The following is a 15,058-nucleotide window of genomic DNA, read 5'->3' on the forward strand; positions in this document are numbered from 1 at the left end:
TCTCCCCGCTCGCGGGGAGAAGAGCGCATGCTGCGCCGATCGGCGCGATACGCGACGTCGGCGGAGCCATCTTAGAAGGGGTGTCGATTGCAGCCTGTGCCGTTGGCTGGCGGGAACCGAGCGATCGCCGCTTGTGTCTTCTCCCCGTGTCCACGGAGAGAAGATGCCGGCAGGCAGATGAGGGGCAATCTCGAAGAGGACGCCCAGTTAAACCGGATCAGCCGATCAGCAGCGCGTCGTCGTCGAGCGTCTGGCCGCGGATGCGGCGGAACATGGCGATCAGGTCCTCGACCTGCAATTCCTTGCGGCTGTCGCCGGCGACGTCGAGCACAATCTCGCCGCCGTGCAGCATGATGGTGCGGTGGCCATAGTCGAGCGCCTGGCGCATCGAATGGGTGACCATCATCGTCGTCAGCTTGCGCTCCGAGACGATCTTCTGCGTGAGGTTCATCACGAACTCCGCCATGCCCGGGTCGAGTGCTGCGGTGTGCTCGTCGAGCAGCAGCACTTCCGAACCTGCAAGCGTCGCCATGACTAGCGAAACTGCCTGGCGCTGGCCGCCGGAGAGCAGGTCCATGCGGTCGCCCATGCGGTTTTCAAGTCCGAGATTGAGCTCGGCGATGCGTTCGCGGAAATGCTCGCGGCGCTTGGGCCCGAGCGCCGCGGTGAGGCCGCGCGCTTCGCCGCGCTTGGCGGCGAGCGCCAGGTTTTCCTCGATCGAGAGCGCGCCGCAGCTGCCGGTCAGCGGATCCTGGAAAACGCGGGCGACAAGGCCGGCGCGGGCGGCGGTGCCCTTGCGGGTGACGTCGGTCTTGCCGATTGTCACCTGGCCTGCACTTGGCAGCACGTCGCCGGCGAGAACGCCAAGGAGCGTCGACTTACCGGCGCCGTTGGAGCCGATGACGGTGACGAACGAGCCTTGCTCGATGGTCAGGCTGACGCCGTTCAGTGCCTGCTTCTGCAGCGGCGTGCCCTTGCCGAAGACGACCTGGATGTTCTGGACGCTGATCATGCCGCACCTCCACGACGCAGGCGGGGAAGGATAAGGGCGAAGGTCACGAGCGCGGCCGTCACGAAGTTGAGGTCGGAGGCCTGCAGCCCGAGCATGTCGGTCGACAGCGCCAACTGGATGGCGATGCGGTAGAGGATCGAGCCGAGCACGCAGCCGATCAGCGTGATCAGGATACCGCGGGCACCGAGCAGCGTCTCGCCGATGATGACGGCCGCGAGACCGACGACGATGGTGCCGACGCCCGAGGTGACGTCGGCAAAGCCGTTGGTCTGGGCAAAGAGCGCGCCGCCGAAGGCGACGAGCGCGTTGGAGATCGCCATGCCGAGATAGATCTGGCGGTTGGTGTCGACCCCTTGTGCGCGGGCCATGCGGGCATTGGCGCCGGTGGCGCGCATCGCGAGACCGGCATCGCTTTCGAGGAAGCGCCAGACGACGACGACGGCGATGAGGACGAGCACGCCGATAAACAGCGGACGGACATAGAAATCACGCAGACCGAGGCCGTAGAAGGGCGACAGCATCGTGTCGGCATTGATCAGCGCGACGTTCGGCTTGCCCATGACGCGCAGGTTGACCGAGAAGAGCGCGATCATCGTCAGGATCGAGGCGAGCAGGTTGAGGATCTTGAAGCGCACGTTGAGCATCGCCGTGACGATGCCGGCCACGGCACCGGCGACCATCGCCACGCAGGCGGCAAGCCACGGATTGACGCCGGCGATGATCAGAACGGCGGTGACGGCAGCCCCCAGAGGAAACGATCCATCGACGGTCAGGTCGGGGAAATCGAGTACCCGGAAAGCGAGAAAGACGCCGACGGCAACGAAGGCGTAGACCAGCCCCAGTTCCACGGCTCCCCAGAAAGCGATTAGACTCAACCCCAGACCCTCTTTTCCACGTGTCGCGCTTGGTTGTCCTTATGTGCGCGACGCTCCCGCCTGGCATATTCGCCCGACGGTGGGGCGCCTATGCCGCTTAGAACTTTGGAGCGGCCTCGATATCCCGGGCCTCTCATAGCGAACCGCCCCCGTATGGAACGGAGGCGGGTAAAACGCAACAAACTTGAACCTGAAAAGGCCGAAAGCCTTATTCAACGACGCGCGTTGCGCGCTTTACGACACTTTCCGGGAGGGTGACGCCCATCTTCTCGGCGGCCTTCTTGTTGATCACCAGGTCGGAACCAGCAGCGACCTTCACGGCGATGTCACCCGGGTTTTCGCCCTTGAGGATGCGAACGACGACGTCGCCGGTCTGCTTGCCGACGTCGTAGTAGTTGAAGCCGAGGGCTGCCAGCGAGCCGCGGGCAACGGAGTCCGTGTCGGCGGTGAAGAGTGGCAGCTTGGCTTCCTCGGCAACGGCGACGGCGCCTTCGAGGGCGGAGATGATCGTGTTGTCGGTGGGCACGTAGATCGCATCGGCGCGGCCGACGAGAGCGCGGGCCGCACCCTGAACTTCGGCCGACTTCGTGGCAGCCGACTCTACGACAGTCATGCCGGCCTTTTCGGCTTCGGCCTTGAGCACGGCGAGCAGCGAAACGGAGTTGGCTTCACCGGAATTGTAGAGGTAGCCGATCGACTTGGCGTTCGGCAGGATCTCCTTGATCAGCGCCACGTGCTCGCCGACCGGCGACATATCCGAGAGGCCGGTGACGTTGCCGCCGGGCTTGTCCATGTCCTTGACGAGCTGCGCGCCGACCGGATCGGAAACGGCGGTGAAGACGATCGGGATGTCGCGGGTCGAGGAGACGACGGCCTGGGCGGACGGCGTCGAGATCGGCACGATCACATTCGGGCCCTCGCCGGCGAACTGGCGGGCGATCTGCGCGGCGGTCGCCGGGTTGCCCTGGGCCGACTCGTAGATGAACTTGAGGTTTTCGCCTTCCTTGTAGCCGGCGGCGGCCAGCGCATCCTTCACACCGTCGCGGGCGGCATCGAGCGCCGGATGCTCGACGATCGCGGTCACGGCGACGGTCACCTCATCGGCACGGGCGGGCAGGGTGAATGCCACCGTAGCGGCAAGGGCGATGAGAAGTGAGCGCATGGGTTGTCCTCCTGAAATGATTTCCGCCTTCTTAGGAAACCGAGGACATGAAATCAATCGATAGGAACTGGATCATTCATCAAAGTTCTTCATCGATTCCCAAGGCTGAAGATCGCGGAGCCTTGTATTGTCTCCCTCGATCTCAGTCTTCACCGTGATTGGCGATCATCATCGCCTCGAAGGCCAGGCGATCGACCTTGCGCATGCGCTCGGATTCGGACTTCAACTGGCCGCAGGCGGCGAGGATGTCGCGGCCACGCGGCGTGCGGATCGGCGAGGCGTAGCCCGCCTGGTTGATGAAGTCGGCGAACTTCTCGATCTGCTCCCAGTCGGAACACTGGTAGTTGGTGCCCGGCCAGGGGTTGAACGGGATCAGGTTGATCTTCGCCGGAACGCCCTTCAGGAGCTTCACCAGTTCCTTGGCGTCTTCCAGGCTGTCGTTGACGTCCTTCAGCATCACATATTCGAAGGTGATGCGGCGGGCGTTCGAAAGGCCCGGATAGGCGCGGCAGGCCTCCATCAGTTCCTTCAGCGGATACTTCTTGTTGATCGGCACCAGCAGGTCGCGCAGGTCGTCGCGCACCGCATGCAGCGAGATCGCCAGCATGACGCCGATCTCTTCGCCGGTGCGGTAGATCTCCGGCACGATGCCGGAGGTCGAAAGCGTGATGCGGCGCTTGGAAAGCGACAAGCCCTCGCCGTCGGACGCGATCAGAAGGGCGGTCTTGACCTCAGCGAAATTGTAGAGCGGCTCGCCCATGCCCATCATGACGATGTTGGTGATCTTGCGGCCCTCGGCCGGCACGATCGCGCCCTGCGGCGTGTCGCGCTCCGGGAAATCGCCGAGGCGGTCGCGCGCGAGCAGCAACTGCGCCAGAATTTCCTCCGCCGTCAGGTTGCGCACCAGCTTCTGCGTGCCGGTGTGACAGAAGGAGCAGGTGAGCGTGCAGCCGACCTGGCTCGAAATGCAGAGCGTGCCGCGGCCTTCCTCGGGAATGTAGACGGTCTCGATCTCCACCGGGCGGCCGGCGCCGCGCGCCGGGAAGCGCAACAGCCACTTGCGGGTGCCGTCGCCGGAGATCTGCTCCTCGACGATTTCCGGCCGGGCGATGGTGAAATGCTGTTTCAGCATCTCGCGCATGTCCTTCGACACGTTCGTCATATGGTCGAAGTCGGAGACGCCGCGCACATAGAGCCAATGCCAGAGCTGGCTGACGCGCATCTTGACCTGGCGCTCCGGCACGCCCCGTTCGACCAGCGCCTTTGCCATGTCCTCGCGCAGGAGGCCGATCAGCGACGGCTTTTCCGCCTGGGGCGTTGCGCGCACCTGCGGCGTCTTGACAATCTCCACCCGGTTCAAAATTTCAGTGGCTGCCATGCTCGTGATGTCCTGTCATACGGCGTGAGGCCGTCCGGAGAGCGGGTCCGGAAATCGTCCTGATGCGCGAATTGAAATCGGTCGAGCCATCGAAAGCGGCCAATCGGGGCGCGGAGGCTCTCAAGTTGGGCCGCGCTTTAGCATTGTTTTGGCCGGGAGTCACGCGGCAGACCCCGGGAACGCAGAAGGCCGGCTTCGCAGCCGGCCCCATGCCTGGTTTTTCGCCTTCAGACGTCACGCAATCGTGTTGCAAGACCGCTGCACAGTTTTGCGCGACATGGCTGGATTACTTGCAGGCCTCGATCTGCTTCAGCGCAGCGGAAATGCCCGAGAGCGAATAGGAATAGGAGGTTGCCGTGCCCTTGCGCGACTTGGCGTTGACCGCCATGGCCTTGCCGTTCTTCATCGCGGCAACGAGCGCCGGTTCTTCCGCCGCGTTTTCGACCCAGGCGGAGTTGCCCTTGGTGAACATCACGAAGGTGCGGCCGTCGATGACGACGTTGACCTTGGAGTTCTCCTGAAGCGGGTAGCCCATCATCGCCTGCGGTTCGTAGCTGATGTTCTGGCCCGGGCGCTGGGATACGAGGAAGAAGATGTCGCCGTGGTCGACGCCGGCCGGGCTCTTTTCCTTCGGAACCGAGAGGACGTAGCAGACCTTGCCGCCGCCGGCATTGTAGGAATAGGCGCCCCAGGCGTTGAACTGCTGGATGCGCGTCGGAGACTGGGCGGCAGCCATGCTGGCGGTTGCCAGAACGAATGCGATTGCGGTTGCGATCTTTCTTACAAACATGAGGTCCTGCCGCTTTTCTTGCTCTTCGATCACCCGAAACAGGTCAGACGGGCGACGCGTCGTCATCATTTGAGTTTGTTTTGACTTAATTCAGGTTACCAAACCGTCAACGATGGTCGAAAACCGCCGGTTTAGCCCCGAAACGGAACAATTTGCTCCATTGTCCGGCGCCGTTCGACCGGTGATTCGTACCTTCGCCGGACCAAGGATCGATGTCGGATTCGCGGTACTTCGGAATGCTGTTCCGGAAGGATTCCTGCCCAAGCCATTGAATGACGCCGAACGCGCCAAAGCGCGCGACCGACCCCATTCGCATGTCTATGCCACAAAGAATCGGGCAAGAGTTTGACTTTTTGGCGGGAATGGGGCGCCACAACCCAGGAGGCCAATCTCGGTTCAATCTTGCGGAGTGTCGGCAAGGGTCTCGTCAGCCTTGGTGTAGTGCGTTTCCTTGATCTGGCCGCTGATGGCGGCGAAGGCCGCGGTCAGCACCGCGACGTCGTCGGAGAAGCCGACGACAGCCAGCATGTCGGGGATGATATCGATCGGCAGCACGAAATAGGCGAGTGCGGCAAGCAGGATGCCGCGGGTCCGCGTCGGCGTTTGCGGATCGATGGCGCAGTAATAGGCGGCGACGAGGTCGCGGCTGAAGGGGATCTGCCGTGCTGCCCGGCGAAACGTCGGCCAGAAGCGTCGCTTCACACGCTTTTCCCTGCGCTCCTGCTCGGATTCTTCGCCAGGCAAGAGAATTTCACCGATCTTGATGTCGTCCATCGTCCCGCTTCCGCTGTTGCAGCGCTTTCAATATGGGACTTGTGTTCCCTATTTCAAATGATCGGGCATGCGACCCGCTGCCGCCTTGTCCATCCGGGCCGCCAGCTTGAAGTCCAGCTCCGTCAACCCGCCGGCGTCATGGGTCGTCAGGGTCACGTCGACACGGTTGTAGACGTTGAACCATTCCGGATGATGGTTGAGTTTTTCGGCAACGATCGCGCACTCGGTCATGAAACCGAAGGCCTCGACGAAATTCTTGAAGCGGAAGGCCTTCCAGATCGAGTTACCGTCTTCGGCCCTGACCCAGCCCTCCATCTTGTGCAGGTTTTCGGCAATCGTCGCTTCGCCGAGCTTTTCCGCAGTCATCGTCTCTCTCCCTCGCATCCGCCTGTTCTCAGACCGAGCTGTCGCGTATAAGCGTCCGCTGTCTCCAGCCTTTCAAAACTGAATAGCATGAAACCGGTCAGAGTTCTTTTCGTTTGTCTCGGCAATATCTGCCGGTCGCCGCTGGCCGAGGGCGTGCTGTGTGCGTTGGCGGAGCAAAAGGGATTGGCATCGGCGCTGCAGGTGGATTCGGCCGGAACCGGTGCCTGGCACATCGGCGAACCGCCCGACGGCCGCTCGATCCAGGCGGCGCGTCGGCATGGGATCGATATCTCGGCCCAGCGCGGGCGCCAGCTCCGGGCCGAGGATTTCCGGGATTTCGACCTGATCCTCGGCATGGACGAGAACAATGTCCGCACGCTGAAACGGCTGGCGCCTGAAGGCGCGGCAGGGAAAGTGCATCTTTTCCTGAACTATGCCTCAGGCCGCAGCGAAGACGTGCCGGACCCCTATTGCGAAGGCGCGGACGCCTTCGAGGCGCTCTACCAGATGCTGGAGGCCGGATGCTCGTCGTTGCTCGTAAGGCTCGGCGAGCGCACTTCGTGAAGCGGGAAGACCTCCTCCGTGAGGTAAGGCCCGCCACCGACCGAATCGCGCGATGACAGAAGCACGAAGCGCGAGACGGTGAAGAGCGAGGTCATGAAGTTGCCGCGCCCGGAGAGGTATTCGACGACATCCTCGACGCGGCTGGAGCGCAGCCGGGCGAGCGTCACATGCGGTGTGAACTTGCGCGGATCCGGCTGCAGACCGAGCCGCTGGCAGATGCGCTCGATTTCGGCCTGCAGCGCATACATTTCCGGCTGGTTAGTGACCCCGGCCCAGACCGAATGCGGTTTCTTGGAGCCGAAGGCGCCGGTGCCGGTCAATTGAAGCTGGAATTCCGGTCTTTCGATCCGATCGAGCTTGTCGATGATCTCGTCGGCGGTGCGCCAGTCGACGTCACCAATGAAGCGCAAGGTGATGTGGTAGTTCTCCACATCTATCCAGCGAGCTCCGGGAAGTCCTCCGCGCAGCAACGAAAGACTCATTGCTGCATTGCGCGGAATTTCGAGGGCGGTGAATAGTCTCGGCATGGCGAGCTCCCCGAATCTCTTGCAGATGTCTCAGCGAATCACGCATCGAGTCTGCACGCAACTAGTATTTGACACTTACGAATATTAACGTTCTCTTAACTGTGGACGATGTCATCACTCCGTCTTATTCAATGTTGCCAGAAAGCGTTCGACCACGGGCAATGCCTTCTCGACCATCACGCCGACGCCGTCGCCATTGGGATGAATGCCGTCTTCCAGCTTGAGCTTCGCCTCGGTCACCACGCCGTCGAGGAAGAACGGGTAGAGTTCCAGCCCATATTTTTCGGCGAGCTCCGGAAAGATCGGGTTGAAGCGGGCGGCGTAGTCCGCGCCCATGTTCGGCGGCGCCATCATGCCGGCGAGTAGCACCGCTATGCCTCGGTCCTTGAGCCGGGTGATCATCGCCTCGATGTTCTTGCGGGTGGCTTCCGGCGGGATGCCGCGCAGCGCGTCGTTGGCGCCGAGCTCGAGGATCACGCCCTTCGTGCCATCAGGCACAGACCAGTCGATGCGGGCAAGACCGCCGGATGAGGTGTCGCCGGAAACGCCGGCGTTCGCGATCGTCACGTCGAGGCCCTTTTCCTTCAGCGCCTTTTCGAGCCGAGCGGGGAAGGCGTCCTGCGGCGGGAGCTGATAGCCGGCCATCAGGCTGTCGCCGAACCCCACAAGGCTGATCGTCTCGGCACGCGCTGTCGATGATAACGCAATTGTCATCATCAGTGCCAAGAAAACCCGTTGAAATCCTTTTAATGCCATGGGCCTGTTCCTAAATCCCGAATGCCGTTTCTGTTCCCCATTTCGTTCATATAGGGTTGTTTCCCTTGGCCAGCACCATCATCGAACTCAAAAACGCGGATCTGACCCTCGGGGAGGCGGCAGCCTCGGTGCACGTGCTGAAGGGCATGAACCTCACGATCAACGCCGGCCAGTCCGTCGGCATCGTCGGTCCGTCGGGTTCGGGAAAGTCGACCCTGTTGATGGTGCTTGCCGGGCTCGAACGGCTGGATAGCGGCGAAATCGTCATCGACGGCACGCCGTTGCACCGGCTCGACGAGGACCGGGTGGCGGACTTCCGCGGGCGCAACATCGGCATCGTCTTCCAGTCCTTCCACCTCATCCCCAACATGACCGCGCTCGAAAACGTCGCGGTGCCGCTCGAACTCGCCAATGTCGCGGGCGCCTTCGAGATCGCGCGCAAGGAACTCGTCGCCGTCGGCCTCGGCGAGCGGCTCAGCCACTATCCCGGCCAGCTCTCCGGCGGCGAGCAGCAGCGCGTGGCGATCGCTCGCGCCTTGGCGCCTTCGCCGAAACTGCTGATCGCCGACGAGCCGACCGGTAACCTCGACGCCGAGACCGGACGCCAGATCGCCGATCTGCTTTTCGCCGAACAGCGTGACCGCGGCATGACACTCGTTCTCGTGACGCATGATGCGGCTCTTGCCGCACGCTGTGTGCGGCAGGTCCGCGTCCGCTCCGGCGAAATCGTCGCCGGCGGCGAGGCGGAGCCGCTTGTGGTGACGCCGCGCCAGGAGGCGGCTTCGGCATGAACGGCGTGTCACCGGTTCGGCTGCGGCCGCTGCTTGCCCTTCGCCTGGCGCTGCGCGAAATGCGCGGCGGGCTTCGAGGTTTCTACATATTCCTCGCCTGCATCGCGCTCGGCACCGCGGCCATTGCCGGCGTCAATTCGCTGTCGCAATCGATCACCGCGACGATCGCTACGCAGGGGCAGGAACTGCTCGCCGGCGACATCCGCTTCGAGCTCAACAACCGCGTGGCGACGACCGGCGAGCGGGCCTATCTCGACACGCTCGGCACCGTTGCGGTTTCCGCCGGCTTGCGCTCGATGGCGCGGTTGCCCGACGGTTCCAACCAGGCGCTGGTCGAAGTGAAGGCGGTCGATGCCGCCTATCCGCTCTACGGCGCACTGGAAAGCGAGCCGAACCGTCCGCTGCGTGAACTGCTGGCGCGCGATGGCGAGACCTTTGGCGCCATCGTGGCACCGCTGCTGCTCGACCGCCTGGGCGTACAGATGGGTGACGAGATCCTTCTCGGCAACGCCAAAATCCGAATCACCGGCACGATCCTGCGCGAGCCGGACGCCTTGTCCGACGGCTTCGGCTTTGCGCCGCGCCTGATGATCTCGGCCGAAGCGCTTGCGGCCAGTGGCCTGGTGCAGACGGGAAGTCTGGTCGAGCACAGCTACAAGGTGAAGGTCGCCGATCCGGCACAGCTTCCGGCCATTCGTGCCGATGCCGAGAAGCGCTTTCCGGCAGCCGGCTGGTCGATCCGCACCAGCGCCAACGCCGCGCCGTCACTGACGGCGAACATCACCCGCTTCTCGCAGTTCCTGACCCTCGTCGGGCTGACGGCGCTGATCGTCGGCGGCGTCGGCGTTGCCAACGCGGTGCGCGCCTATCTCGATCAGAAGCGCAGCGTCATTGCGACCTTCAAGTGCCTGGGTGCTCCTGCCTCGCTGGTGGCGATGATCTATCTGGCGCAGATCCTGATGATCGCCCTGATCGGCATCGAGATCGGCCTGATCCTCGGCATGCTGATCCCCTTTGTCGCAGCGCAGTTCCTCGCCGACCTGCTGCCGATCTCGACCGAGTTTCATCTCTATCCGGGCGCTCTCGGTCTTGCCGCGCTCTTCGGCGTGCTGACGGCGTTGACCTTCGCCATCCTGCCGCTCGGGCGGGCGCGGGCCATTCCGGCCACCGCGCTCTTCCGCCAGCAGGGTTTCGACCCCTCGGGCTTTCCGGCATGGCCCTATTTGCTGGGCGCCGTCGCCTGTCTTGCCGCGCTGGCGGGGCTCGCGATCTGGACGGCCTACGACCGCTATATTTCTCTGGTGTTCCTCGGCGCGATCGCCTTCGCCTTCATTGTCCTGCGCGTCGTCGCGCTGCTGATCGCCTGGCTTGCGCGCCGCAGCCCGCGGGTCAATTCGCCGGCCCTGCGGCTGGCTATCGGCAACATTCACCGCCCTGGTGCGCTCACGCCTTCCGTCGTGTTGTCGCTCGGTCTCGGGCTGGCGCTGCTCGTGACGCTGGCGCTGATCGACGGCAATCTGCGCCGCGAACTCACCGGCAACATGGCGGAGCGGGCGCCGAACTTCTTCTTCGTCGATATCCAGGGCAGCGAGATCGACGGTTTCCGCTCGGTGCTGAAGCGGACGATCCCGAAGGGCAAGGTCATCGAGGTGCCGATGCTGCGCGGCCGCATCATCGCCTTCAACGGCGAGCACGTGAACAGCCGCAACGTTCCGCCCGGCGGCCAATGGGTACTGCGCGGCGACCGCGGCATCACCTATGCCAAGAACAAGCCCGAGAACTCGACACTGTCCGAGGGCACATGGTGGCCGGCCGACTATAGCGGCGAGCCCCTGGTCTCCTTCTCGGCGGAAGAGGCCGGCGAACTCGGCCTGAAGATCGGCGACACCGTCACCGTCAACGTGCTCGGCCGCAACATCACCGCCAGGATCGCCAATTTCCGCAATGTCGAGTGGGAATCGCTTTCGATCAACTTCGTCATGGTGTTTTCGCCGAATACCTTTGCCGGTGCGCCGCATGCGTGGCTGGCAACGGTCATCGATCCGGAAGCGACGCCGGAAGAAGAGGCTGCGGTGCTGAAAGCCGTCACCAACGCCTATCCGACGATCACCAGCGTGCGTGTGAAGGATGCTCTCGACATCGTGAACGGGCTGCTCGGACAGTTGGCAACGGCGATCCGGGCCGCGGCCGCGGTGGCGCTCGTGGCGTCCGTCCTGGTGCTTGCCGGGGCGCTTGCCGCCGGCAACCGGGCGCGTGTCCATGATGCGGTCGTCCTGAAAACGCTGGGCGCGACGCGCGCGACCCTCATCCGGGCCTTCAGCTACGAATATGCCATTCTCGGCCTTGCAACCGCGGTTTTCGCCCTGTTTGCCGGCGGTGTTGCCGCCTGGTTCGTCGTCAGCCGCATCATGACGCTGCCGTCAAGCTTCCTGCCGGATGTCGCCATCCTGACCGTCGCCGGGGCCCTGGTGATGACCGTTGGCATCGGTCTTGCCGGTACGTGGCGCATTCTCGGGCAGAAGGCGGCGCCGGTTCTGCGCGAGCTCTGAGTGGGTGCAGTTAACCGTAAATCCCCGTCGCGCTTGCCGGAAACGGTCGGATGCGTTCGAATCCAGGGGCTTCGGGTCTTGTACGCAACGGGTTTCGGCATCATATTTATGCGCAGGCATGCTGGAGCTCCGCAGCGGCGCCTGGGCGTGGAAGCCGGCCTTCCTGAGCGAGACCGTTCGCCGCCCGACACCGTAACTTCCACCGGAGCTTAAATGAGGAAACAATGGCTGATCTGAGAAACTACCAAACCCGAATGTCGCCCGCCGGCGCTCAGGCGGGTGCCGTGATCGATGAAGGCCTTCGTGCTTACATGCTGAAGGTCTACAACCTGATGGCGCTGGGGCTGGCGATCACCGGCGTGGCAGCTTACGGAACCTATGCGCTTGCCGTCTCCAATCCGGCATTCGCCCAACTTATCTACGGTTCGCCTCTGCGGTGGGTCGTGATGCTGGCGCCGCTGGCGATGGTCTTCTTCATGAGCTTCCGCATCAATTCGATGAGCGTCTCCGCAGCGCAGACGGCGTTCTGGATCTACGCTGCCCTGATGGGCCTGTCGCTGTCGTCGATCTTCCTGGTCTTTACCGGCCAGAGCATCGTGCAGACGTTCTTCGTCACGGCCGCGTCGTTCGGCGCCCTGTCGCTTTACGGCTACACGACCAAGAAGGACCTGTCGGGCTTCGGCACGTTTCTGATCATGGGCCTTTTCGGCCTGATCATCGCGTCGATCGTCAACATCTTCCTTGCTTCGTCGGCCCTCGGCTTCGCGATCTCCGTAATCGGTGTGCTGATCTTCGCTGGCCTTACCGCCTATGACACGCAGAAGATCAAGGAAATGTACTATGAAGCCGATGACAGCACCGTTGCTGGCCGCAAGGCGATCATGGGCGCGCTGACGCTCTACCTCGACTTCATCAACCTGTTCATGTTCCTGCTGCAGTTCCTGGGCAACCGGAACAACTGAGCACGAAACGAATGACGGAAAAGGCGGCTTCGGCCGCCTTTTTTGTTGCCCACTTATGTTGATCGCGTCCCGGCTCCGTGGGAGTGAAGGACGATGAAACCTCGAGATGCAGTCTATCGCCATGTCCCTGAGTTTGCGTGACGCCACCTTGGCCGACCTTCCCGTCATCACCGGAATCTACCGCGAATCCGTCCTGAACGGTGTCGCCACCTATGAGATCGTGCCCCCTTCGGAGGCGGAGATGCGAAGCCGCTTCGAGACGATTGTCGGCAACGGTTACCCCTATATGGTCGCATGTAACGCCAGCGGATCGATCATCGGCTATGCCTATGCGTCCGCCTTCCGGACGCGCACGGCCTATCGCTTCCTGGTCGAGGATTCGATCTATCTGGCGCCGGAAGCGCGCGGCAAGGGCGCCGGCAGGGCGTTGCTCGCCGAACTGATCCGTCGCTGCACGGAACTCGGCTTTCGGCAGATGGTCGCGGTGATCGGCGGCGCCCATCCGGCCTCGATCGCGGTGCACCGCTCCCTCGGCTTCGAACTCCAGGGTACGATGAAGGCGACCGGCTTCAAGCATGGCCGCTGGCTCGATACGGCGATCATGCAGCTCGCGCTCGGCGAGGGGCAGGCGAGCGATCCACCGGAAGACGTCTATCCGGACACGCTCTATCAGAGCTGATTGCCGACAGGTCGGACGGCAGGCTCGGCGTGCGCTGCTTGCAGTCAGCCTTGCGTTCGGGCCAAAGCCATTCGCCGGCAGAAACCGCTGCGCATCGCACCGGGCTGCTGATGCAGATCGGGCCTTGAAGCGTATCGCGATCTTTCGGATCGCTTTTTGCGTTTTAAGACCTTGATATTTCGCATGTCGCGCAAAGCCGCTGCGCACATTTGCGCGGCATGCCTCAGGTTTCCACCAGCTTCAGGACCTTGTCGAACACCTTGAGCACTTGGGCGAGCTCGTGGCCGCGTTTCAGGATCGTGCCGTGAATGTTCAGCACGCTATAGGCGCCCTGCTTCGTCGACAGCTTCGGGTTCTTCTCGATCCGGTAGAGCGGCATCTCCCCCGATCGCTTGAACACCGAGAAGACCGCTCGGTCCTTCAGGTGGTCGATGGCGTAGTCCCGCCACTCGCCCTCGCCGACCATGCGACCGTAGACCCAGAGGATTTGGTCCAGCTCGCGGCGATGGAAAGTGATGGGGGGAGGGTTCTTGGCGTTCTTGTATTCGTGAAGATCGACAACCACTTCGGAAGTGGTCGCGCGCTGATGGCGCGCCTCGCCTTGCGGCAAATCCGGCTCATCGGTCATCGGCAATCCGGCCTTCTGTTGTGACAGAACGATAACAGTGTGCCTGACGTGAGCCGAAAAGCAAGCCGGAAGCCGTTGGACGATGAGGGCATTTCTTGCCTCTGCCCCATTTCAGTCAAATCGCCGCCCCAATTCACCGCAAAACTCGCGGGCGCTGACGGACAGAGTCGTTGCCACCGTATGTCCGGTCAGGTCGTCATGCTGCGGGAGTTCACCGAACGCAGCCATGGCCGGTTCGGTCCGGTAACTTCGAACCCTCAGCCCCAGCCCCTCGATGCTGCCGGGCCGAACCACCCCCTCGCGCTTCGCGCTAGAGTTTGCCCTGGGGACCGGCGAGCACGGCGGTTGCGCCGACGATCGCGCCCGGCGTCTCCTTGTCCTTCATCGACTGCAAGAGAACGGCACAGCCACTGTTGCCGGGGCGTTCGGTCAGGACCGTTGCAGGAAGGGTGAAGCTTGCCGGTTTTCCATCCCACATGCCGATGGTCTGAATGTCGCGCACGGCATGCCAGTAGGGGATTTCCTTGCCGCTGTTCTCCCCCCTCTCCATCTTCACGACCTTCGCACGGTCGAAATAGACGACGACGACGTTCGCCTTGCCGATGCCGCCGCCGATGTTGATCTGGATCTCTTCGTCCTGGATCTTCGCATCGACGGGTACGGCAAGCCCCTTGCCTTCGGCCTTCATCGTTTCCAGCCGCGTCTTGATCGCCTGAAGGTTGCCACCGTTGAGATGGTCGCGGCCATTCAGAATGGCCTGGGGCGTATAGACGCCGTTGCGACCGAGCATGCGGGCATAGGCATATTGCCGCTCGGTATTTTCCTTGGAGGCGAGCGTGTCGGCCCAGCCGAGATAGTTCCAGTAGTCGACGTGATAGGCGAGCGCCACGACGTCACCGTCATCGACCAGGGTCTTCAGCGCTGCGTCCGCCGGCGGGCAAGAAGAACAGCCCTGGCTGGTGAACAGTTCAACGACGCCTTTGATCACCTGTCCGTCCTGTGCTCCGGCCGGTGCACCAGCGGCTGTGAACAGCCCGAAAGCCAGTGCAAAAGGGCGAATGAAAGAACGGTCTGCGGATGTCATGGCGTCACTTCGTTGGGGCCGTCGGCCTACTCCTTGTGGGGGAGTTAATTACATACGCCGGCCAGGCATCAACGGAAAGTCACGTTGGAGTGAGGTCGCGGGTGGGTGCGGCCTTGTTGCGGGCGTCCGGCATTTGGCGGCCAGAGAAGAAAGAGCCGGGG

The 15,058-nt window shown here is 62.9% G+C and carries 17 protein-coding genes; 5 read left to right on the forward strand and 12 right to left on the reverse strand.

Going from position 1 to position 15,058, the window contains the following annotated elements; all coding sequences use genetic code 11:
* Positions 1–217: 217 nt before the first annotated feature.
* The 8 genes from AC0C6X_RS08110 to AC0C6X_RS08145 form a co-directional block, all read right to left on the reverse strand.
* Complete coding sequence (locus AC0C6X_RS08110; protein ID WP_173517856.1) at positions 218–1,012, reverse strand: ABC transporter ATP-binding protein; 795 nt, start codon at positions 1,010–1,012, stop codon at positions 218–220.
* Positions 1,009–1,887 carry an ABC transporter permease gene (locus AC0C6X_RS08115; protein WP_472952496.1) on the reverse strand — a complete coding sequence of 293 codons (879 nt, stop codon included), beginning with the start codon at positions 1,885–1,887 and terminating at the stop codon, positions 1,009–1,011. Before AC0C6X_RS08115 ends, AC0C6X_RS08110 begins: the two co-directional genes overlap by 4 nt.
* Before the next feature lie 208 nt (positions 1,888–2,095).
* Positions 2,096–3,049, reverse strand: coding sequence for an ABC transporter substrate-binding protein (locus AC0C6X_RS08120; protein ID WP_472952498.1), 954 nt, complete (start codon positions 3,047–3,049; stop codon positions 2,096–2,098).
* Positions 3,050–3,191: 142 nt separating this feature from the next.
* The gene (gene rlmN, locus AC0C6X_RS08125; RefSeq protein WP_472952501.1) at positions 3,192–4,427 is read right to left on the reverse strand and encodes a dual-specificity RNA methyltransferase RlmN; all 1,236 of its coding nucleotides are present in this window, start codon (positions 4,425–4,427) and stop codon (positions 3,192–3,194) included.
* 286 nt (positions 4,428–4,713) lie between these two features.
* A complete protein-coding gene (locus tag AC0C6X_RS08130; protein WP_173517852.1) occupies positions 4,714–5,217 on the reverse strand; it encodes an invasion associated locus B family protein in 504 nt (167 codons plus the stop codon).
* 106 nt (positions 5,218–5,323) lie between these two features.
* Positions 5,324–5,527, reverse strand: coding sequence for a hypothetical protein (locus tag AC0C6X_RS08135; RefSeq protein ID WP_472952503.1), 204 nt, complete (start codon positions 5,525–5,527; stop codon positions 5,324–5,326).
* Positions 5,528–5,613: 86 nt separating this feature from the next.
* A complete protein-coding gene (locus AC0C6X_RS08140; protein ID WP_173517851.1) occupies positions 5,614–5,991 on the reverse strand; it encodes a YkvA family protein in 378 nt (125 codons plus the stop codon).
* Between the two features lie 48 nt (positions 5,992–6,039).
* Positions 6,040–6,357, reverse strand: coding sequence for a 4a-hydroxytetrahydrobiopterin dehydratase (locus AC0C6X_RS08145; RefSeq protein WP_173517850.1), 318 nt, complete (start codon positions 6,355–6,357; stop codon positions 6,040–6,042).
* Positions 6,358–6,444: 87 nt separating this feature from the next.
* Here AC0C6X_RS08145 and AC0C6X_RS08150 point away from each other — a divergent pair, with 87 nt between their 5' ends.
* Positions 6,445–6,921, forward strand: a complete 477-nt coding sequence (locus AC0C6X_RS08150; protein ID WP_472952506.1) for a low molecular weight protein-tyrosine-phosphatase — start codon at positions 6,445–6,447, stop codon at positions 6,919–6,921.
* Here the strand turns inward: AC0C6X_RS08150 and thpR are convergent.
* Together thpR and AC0C6X_RS08160 are read right to left on the reverse strand one after the other, a co-directional pair.
* Positions 6,858–7,448 carry an RNA 2',3'-cyclic phosphodiesterase gene (gene thpR / locus AC0C6X_RS08155; protein WP_173517848.1) on the reverse strand — a complete coding sequence of 197 codons (591 nt, stop codon included), beginning with the start codon at positions 7,446–7,448 and terminating at the stop codon, positions 6,858–6,860. The genes AC0C6X_RS08150 and thpR overlap by 64 nt on opposite strands.
* Positions 7,449–7,562: 114 nt before the next feature.
* A complete protein-coding gene (locus AC0C6X_RS08160; RefSeq protein ID WP_173517847.1) occupies positions 7,563–8,204 on the reverse strand; it encodes an arylesterase in 642 nt (213 codons plus the stop codon).
* 65 nt (positions 8,205–8,269) lie between these two features.
* Here AC0C6X_RS08160 and AC0C6X_RS08165 point away from each other — a divergent pair, with 65 nt between their 5' ends.
* The 4 genes from AC0C6X_RS08165 to AC0C6X_RS08180 all read left to right on the forward strand — a co-directional run bounded on the left by AC0C6X_RS08165 (position 8,270) and on the right by AC0C6X_RS08180 (position 13,185).
* Positions 8,270–8,995, forward strand: coding sequence for an ABC transporter ATP-binding protein (locus tag AC0C6X_RS08165; RefSeq protein ID WP_173517846.1), 726 nt, complete (start codon positions 8,270–8,272; stop codon positions 8,993–8,995).
* Positions 8,992–11,544: an ABC transporter permease gene (locus tag AC0C6X_RS08170; RefSeq protein WP_472952510.1), complete on the forward strand. Its 2,553-nt coding sequence runs from the start codon at positions 8,992–8,994 to the stop codon at positions 11,542–11,544. The genes AC0C6X_RS08165 and AC0C6X_RS08170 overlap by 4 nt, the downstream gene beginning before the upstream one ends.
* Positions 11,545–11,768: 224 nt before the next feature.
* A complete protein-coding gene (locus AC0C6X_RS08175) occupies positions 11,769–12,506 on the forward strand; it encodes a Bax inhibitor-1/YccA family protein (protein ID WP_173517844.1) in 738 nt (245 codons plus the stop codon).
* A gap of 121 nt (positions 12,507–12,627) precedes the next feature.
* Positions 12,628–13,185, forward strand: coding sequence for a GNAT family N-acetyltransferase (locus AC0C6X_RS08180; protein WP_173518202.1), 558 nt, complete (start codon positions 12,628–12,630; stop codon positions 13,183–13,185).
* A 223-nt stretch (positions 13,186–13,408) separates the two neighbouring features.
* On the opposite strand, the gene AC0C6X_RS08185 is transcribed toward AC0C6X_RS08180, so the two are convergent.
* Both AC0C6X_RS08185 and AC0C6X_RS08190 read right to left on the reverse strand, forming a co-directional pair.
* Positions 13,409–13,813: a DUF2794 domain-containing protein gene (locus tag AC0C6X_RS08185; RefSeq protein ID WP_247959397.1), complete on the reverse strand. Its 405-nt coding sequence runs from the start codon at positions 13,811–13,813 to the stop codon at positions 13,409–13,411.
* Positions 13,814–14,123: 310 nt separating this feature from the next.
* On the reverse strand, positions 14,124–14,897 hold the full coding sequence (locus AC0C6X_RS08190; RefSeq protein ID WP_247959398.1) for a DUF1223 domain-containing protein: 774 nt from the start codon (positions 14,895–14,897) through the stop codon (positions 14,124–14,126).
* Between the last annotated feature and the right edge of the window lie 161 nt (positions 14,898–15,058).

The organism is Ensifer sp. VA4 (assembly GCF_055710065.1).